Origin of the sequence: Paenarthrobacter sp. NPDC056912 (assembly GCF_042786555.1) — a bacterium.
Classification (GTDB): Bacteria; Actinomycetota; Actinomycetes; order Actinomycetales; family Micrococcaceae; genus Arthrobacter.
Window position 1 is genome coordinate 1 of record NZ_JBHUCD010000040.1, and the last position, 5,436, is coordinate 5,436.

4 protein-coding genes are annotated in these 5,436 nt (G+C 61.6%); all 4 read right to left on the minus strand.

What is annotated here, in order from left to right:
- Positions 1-128: 128 nt before the first annotated feature.
- Positions 129-1,616, minus strand: a complete 1,488-nt coding sequence (locus tag ACFRJ9_RS23815) for a cation:dicarboxylate symporter family transporter (protein WP_377673353.1) — start codon at positions 1,614-1,616, stop codon at positions 129-131.
- 253 nt (positions 1,617-1,869) lie between these two features.
- Positions 1,870-2,637, minus strand: a complete 768-nt coding sequence (locus tag ACFRJ9_RS23820) for an SDR family oxidoreductase (protein ID WP_377673355.1) — start codon at positions 2,635-2,637, stop codon at positions 1,870-1,872.
- Between the two features lie 37 nt (positions 2,638-2,674).
- Positions 2,675-3,418: an aspartate/glutamate racemase family protein gene (locus tag ACFRJ9_RS23825; protein ID WP_377673358.1), complete on the minus strand. Its 744-nt coding sequence runs from the start codon at positions 3,416-3,418 to the stop codon at positions 2,675-2,677.
- A gap of 78 nt (positions 3,419-3,496) precedes the next feature.
- Positions 3,497-5,062 (minus strand): NCS1 family nucleobase:cation symporter-1, encoded by a 1,566-nt coding sequence (locus tag ACFRJ9_RS23830; protein WP_377673360.1) that lies wholly within the window; start codon positions 5,060-5,062, stop codon positions 3,497-3,499.
- Positions 5,063-5,436 lie beyond the last annotated feature (374 nt).

The following is a 5,436-nucleotide window of genomic DNA, read 5'->3' on the forward strand; positions in this document are numbered from 1 at the left end:
CAAAACGCTCGGCTGGAAAACCCCAGCCGAGCGTTTACGTGATTTACTACAAACCACCTAACCAACAGGTGTTGCAACGACCCCTAGAAACCGCCTCACCTTGAGGGGCCTCCGGCTTTGGGTCCGTGTCAGTCCGGGCAGACCGGGGTGGACGGTTGTCCCGGCTTGCTCATTTCGAACTGCGGGATCTCGTCTGATGTGGGGCCGCCGCGGAACTTCGGCGAGGGGTTCTGGCCGCTGCTGATGCGTTCCAGTTCCTGCTGCTCGAAGATGTCCTCTTTGCCAAGCATGATGGCCGTGTCCTCGTTGGTGATCTCACCGTTGAAGGCCCGGACCATGACGCTGCGGTCGAACTGGCCTTCCCATTTGGCAACCACGAACGTTGCTACACAGTTGCCGAGGAGGTTCACGACTACGCGCATGGAGTCCATGAGGCGGTCGGCACCGAGGAGTAGTGCCACGCCGGCAACCGGGAAGATACCCAGGGCAGCGGCGGTAGCGGAGAGCGCCAGGAAGGACGAGCCCGGGACGCCGGCCATGCCCTTGGAGGTCAGCAGCAGAACGCCGAGGGCTGCCAGCTGCTGGCCGAGATCGAGGTTGTGACCGAAAGCCTGGGCCAGGAACAGCAGCGAGATCGACAGGTAGATCGCGGCGCCGTCAAGGTTGAAGGAGTAGCCCGTGGGGACCACAAGGCCGGTGGTGGCACGGGAGCAGCCTGCGTTGGTCAGCTTGGTCATGATGCGTGGCATCACAGCCTCGGTGGAGGCCGTGCCGAGCGCAAGGAGGAATTCTTCGCGGGTGTACTTCAGGAATTGCCACAGCGGAACGCGGGCGAAGCCCCACGCCACCACGAACAGCAGGCCGATGAAGATGATCGCCGCTCCGTAGCAGCACGCTATCAGGAGCGCATAGGTCCCGAGCGTCCCCACCCCGTACTGGCCGATGATGAACGCCATGGCACCAAAGGCACCGATGGGGGCCAGCTTCATGATCCAGGACATGATCTTGAAGATCAGCTCGAGGATGGTTTCCATGAGGCTGATGACGGGAAGGCAACGCTCGCGGCCGATGACCACGATGGCAGCACCGAAGAAGACCGAGAAGAAGAGGACCTGGAGAAGGCTGTTGCTGGCGAAGGCGCCAACCACGCTGGCAGGAATGATGTCCAGGATGAACGCTGCCGCGTCCTTGGGAACTGCATGGCCGGTCTTGGCGTCCAGCGCCTCCTGGGAGAGCGTTGATGGATCAATGTTCAGACCGGCACCGGGCTGGACAATGTTTCCGACGATGAGTCCGAAGACCAGGGCAAAAAGAGTGGCGCCGGTGAAGTAGAGGAGGGCCTTGACCCCGACCCTTCCGACCGCCTTGACGTCGCCCACTGCCGAGATGCCCGTGACGATCACGAGGAAAATCAGCGGGGCAATGATCATTTTGATGAGTTGAATGAATCCATCACCCAGTGGCCGGAGTGCGGACCCGATGGTCGGCCAAAAATGACCGATGAGCACACCTGCGACTACGGCGATCAGAATTTGGAAGAAGAGCGACTTGTACAGCGGCTTCTTCTTCTGCGGGGCCGAACTCGCCTTCAGCGCCGCGGGGTCTGGGATCTTCATTGATCTGAACCAATCAGTTGGGAACAGCCCCACATTTGGGGGGTTGTTTTCAATGTAATCCTGCTCACATCATTCCGCAAGGGGGAATTGATTTTCCATATTGTGGAAGTCATATTTGGTGCGGAGTTGAGGGACCCCGGGCCTCCACCACCCCTTTTGACGCAGGAATGCCCGCGACACACCCTCTGCAGGCGTGTCACGGGCATTCGAAAAGCAAAGTGGGTCGTGGCGGTACGGGGGTGTGGCTATGGAGTTAGCCGCGGCCCACGAAAGGCATGCCGGCCGCGGTCACCACCAAGGATCCGACACTCGCCGACGCAGGCATGTCCGCCATCATCAGCACGGCCCGGGCGGCGTCTTCCACGGGGAACATCGGCTCCACGCGGCGGCTGCCATCGGCCTGGAGGGCACCCGAGCCCACGCCGATGGTGTCCATGATCTCCGTGCGGGTATTGCCGATGTCGATTTGCCCGCACGTGATCCCGAATTCCCGGCCGTCGAGCTCGATGCTCTTGGTCAGGCCCGTCATGGCATGCTTGGTGACCGTGTACGCCACAGACCGTGGCCTGGGCGAATGCGCTGAAATGGAACCGTTGTTGATGATGCGCCCGCCCTGCGGCTCTTGGGCCTTCATGGTCCGCACCGCCTCGGCCGCGCACAGCAACGAGCCGGTCACATTGACACGCAGGGTAGCTTCCCACTCGTCCACGCTGATCTGGCCCACATCGCCCGACGGTCCGAAAACGCCGGCATTGTTGAACAGCACATCAACCCGGCCCCAGCGTTGGCGGACCTCCCCGAAAAGGCGCGCGACGTCGTCGGGCGCTGTCACGTCGCAAGGCACAGCAAGGGCTTCCGGATGGTCGCCCGCGGTTTCGAGCAGCTGCGCCTCGCGCCGTCCTGCCAGCGCCACGCGATAGCCCTTGGCAAGCATCAGCCGGGCCACCGCCCGCCCTATGCCCGAACCGGCTCCGGTAACGACGGCGACCCTCGGGTCTGCGGGCAGGCTTGGGTCACTCATATGGTTGCCTTTCAGGGGGTTGCCTTCTGCAGTCCGCTCAGCGCGCTTCGGCGGGCTGGGCTGCTGTTATCGGCCAGCCTACGACAGTCTTCGGGCGCGGAGTGGCGTAGGTGCGCACCTTGGACGTGGACAACCCGAGCCGGACCAGTGACTCTGCGATAGTGACCGCGGCGGCGACTCCGTCCACCACCGGAACTCCTGTTCGCTGGCGGATCTGCTCGTCCAGCCCGGCCATGCCGCCGCAGCCGAGCACGATGACCTCGGCCTTGTCGTTCTGTACCGCTTGTTCGGCTTGCCCGACAATCGCTTCGACAGCACGCTCAGGGTATTCCTCAAGCTCCAACACGGCCATGCCGCTTGCCCGGACCGAGGCGCAGCGGGCGTCCAGCCCGGCGAGCTTGAGCCGGTCCTCGATGAGCGGAACGGCACGGTCAAGCGTGGTGACCACCGAATACTTGTGGCCCAGGAACATCGCCGTGCTGGCCGCAGCTTCGGTGATGTCCACTACAGGCACGTCCAGGAGTTCCTGGAGACCCTCACGGCCATGTTCGCCGTAGCCGGCTTGGATGACGGCGTCGAACGGTTCGGGATAGTTGACCACAGCGTCCATGACGGCGATGGCCGCGAGGTAGCTCTCGAAGTTGCCCTCGCAGGAATCGGCGCCAAAGCGGGGCGTGATGCCCACAATCTCTGTACCGGGGGCAGCAGCGGCACGTGCTTGGGCTGCAATGGAGTCCGTCATGGACTGCGTGGTGTTGACGTTTGCGACAAGGATGCGCATGGATTTCCTCTGTGTCTTTGGGTGGCTGGCGCTCAGTGATGGCGCATGGAACGCCGGCGCCTAGTGCGTGCTGGCGCCCTAGTGCGTGCTGGCGACGGCGATCGGCTCGCCGGAGACGTCTTCGTGGACCTGCTTCTTGTCCGCTACAGCGAAGTACGTCAACGCGGCAACTCCGGCACCGATGAACCAGGCGAACGGCGCGGCCGCTGCCAGCCCCGGAATGAAGGCGATGGCGATTGCCAGGCCGGCTGCCGGAATCATCGCGATGATGGCTTTCGGATTCACTCCGCGCTTGTAGAAGTAGGCGCCCTTGGGGTCATCCGTGTAGAGCTCGGGGATGTTGACCTTGCCGCGCCGGACCAGCCAGTAGTCGGCCATGATCACGCCGAACAGCGGACCGAGGAGCGCGCCGAGACCGCCCAGGAAGTACACAATCACGATCGGGTTGTTGTACAGGTTCCACGGCAGGATGATCAGGCCAATGGTGCCGCTGACCCATGCTGCCTTGCGGAAGTTAAGGTGCCGCGGGAAGAGGTTGGTCAGCGCGTAGACGGGAGCGACGAAGTTGGCCATCAGGTTCACTGCAACGGTCAGGATCAGCAAGGCCAGGCAGGCCAGGACCAGCAGGAGCGTGTTGGGGATGCTCTGGACGATGTCCGAGGGGCTTTCGATGACCGTACCGTTGATCTTGTACTGCCCGCCGGCCATGACCACGACGATCGCGCCGAAGACGAGCATGTTGATGGGGATACCCCAGAAGTTACCCTTGACGATTGACTTCTTGGACGTGGAAGAGCGTGTGAAGTCGCAGAAGTTCAGGACGAACGTTCCGTAGATGGACACCCAGAGGGCTCCGCCGGCGAAGATGGTGAGCCACATTTCGCCGCCTTCGAGGCCCTTGATGCCGGACCACTGAATGGCTCCGCCGGCCTCGATGAAGACCCAGACGGCGATAGCGGCCATGGTCACCAGGATGACGGGGCCGGCAAAGGCCTCGTACTTACGGATCATTTCCATGCCGAAGCTGACGATGACCAGTTGTACGATCCACAGTGCCACGAAGGAAAGCCAGCCCAGGGTTGAGAGGCCCAGGATGGAGTTGCTGTCCAGGTCCTTCAATCCGGGAGCCATGGCCACGAGCATGACGCGCAGGACCACCGAGGCCAAGTATGTCTGGATACCGAACCAGGCAACGGCAACGGCGCCGCGGACAAGGCTGGCGATCTGCGCGCCGCGGATGCCGAAGCTGATGCGGCTCATGACGGGGAACGGAACGCCTGTCTTCTGGCCCATGAAGCCTGAGAAGTTAAGGAGCGCAAAAAGCAGGACGGCGCCGATTCCCAGCGCCACCAGGATTTGCCAGCCTCCCAAACCAAGGGAGAACAGGCCGATGGCAAAGGCATAGTTACCCAGGCTGTGGACGTCATTGGCCCAGAGGGTGAAGATGCTGTAACTGGTCCACTTCCGGCCTTTGGCCTTGGTGGGTGCGAGGTCGATGTTGTAAAGACTAGGGCTGATGGTACGGCCTGCGGCTTCGGAAGCAATAGCGCAAAGATCCGTATTTCCTACGGACGGGTGGTTGGGACCACCGGCTGTTGCGCCTCCCGGAGTCTCAGTGACGCCGACTGATGAAGTCGTCTGCATCGTGGATCTCCACTTCGTACTGCTTCCACATAGCGGAAACAAGTTATTGAATAGTGAAAACACTCTATGACGCAGGTCACTCTCGGTCAAGGGTCCCCGATGTATGCAGGGTCACATTTGGTTGATTGCGGGCAGGATTCCCAGTTGACTATTGCGGACATGTGATCCGTGTTGACGCTGCCCATGAGCGCACGTAATCTCGAATTACAGAATTTTATTCTCACAATACGAAATTCTTGAGCGCCCCACAGTGAAAGCGCCCATACATTCAATGAAGAGAGGTTGGACGTGGCTGCAGGAGAAGAGACCTCACACATCCTCAGCGGGTTGACTGCCCAGCTGCCTGATCGTGATCCGGAAGAGACCGCGGAGTG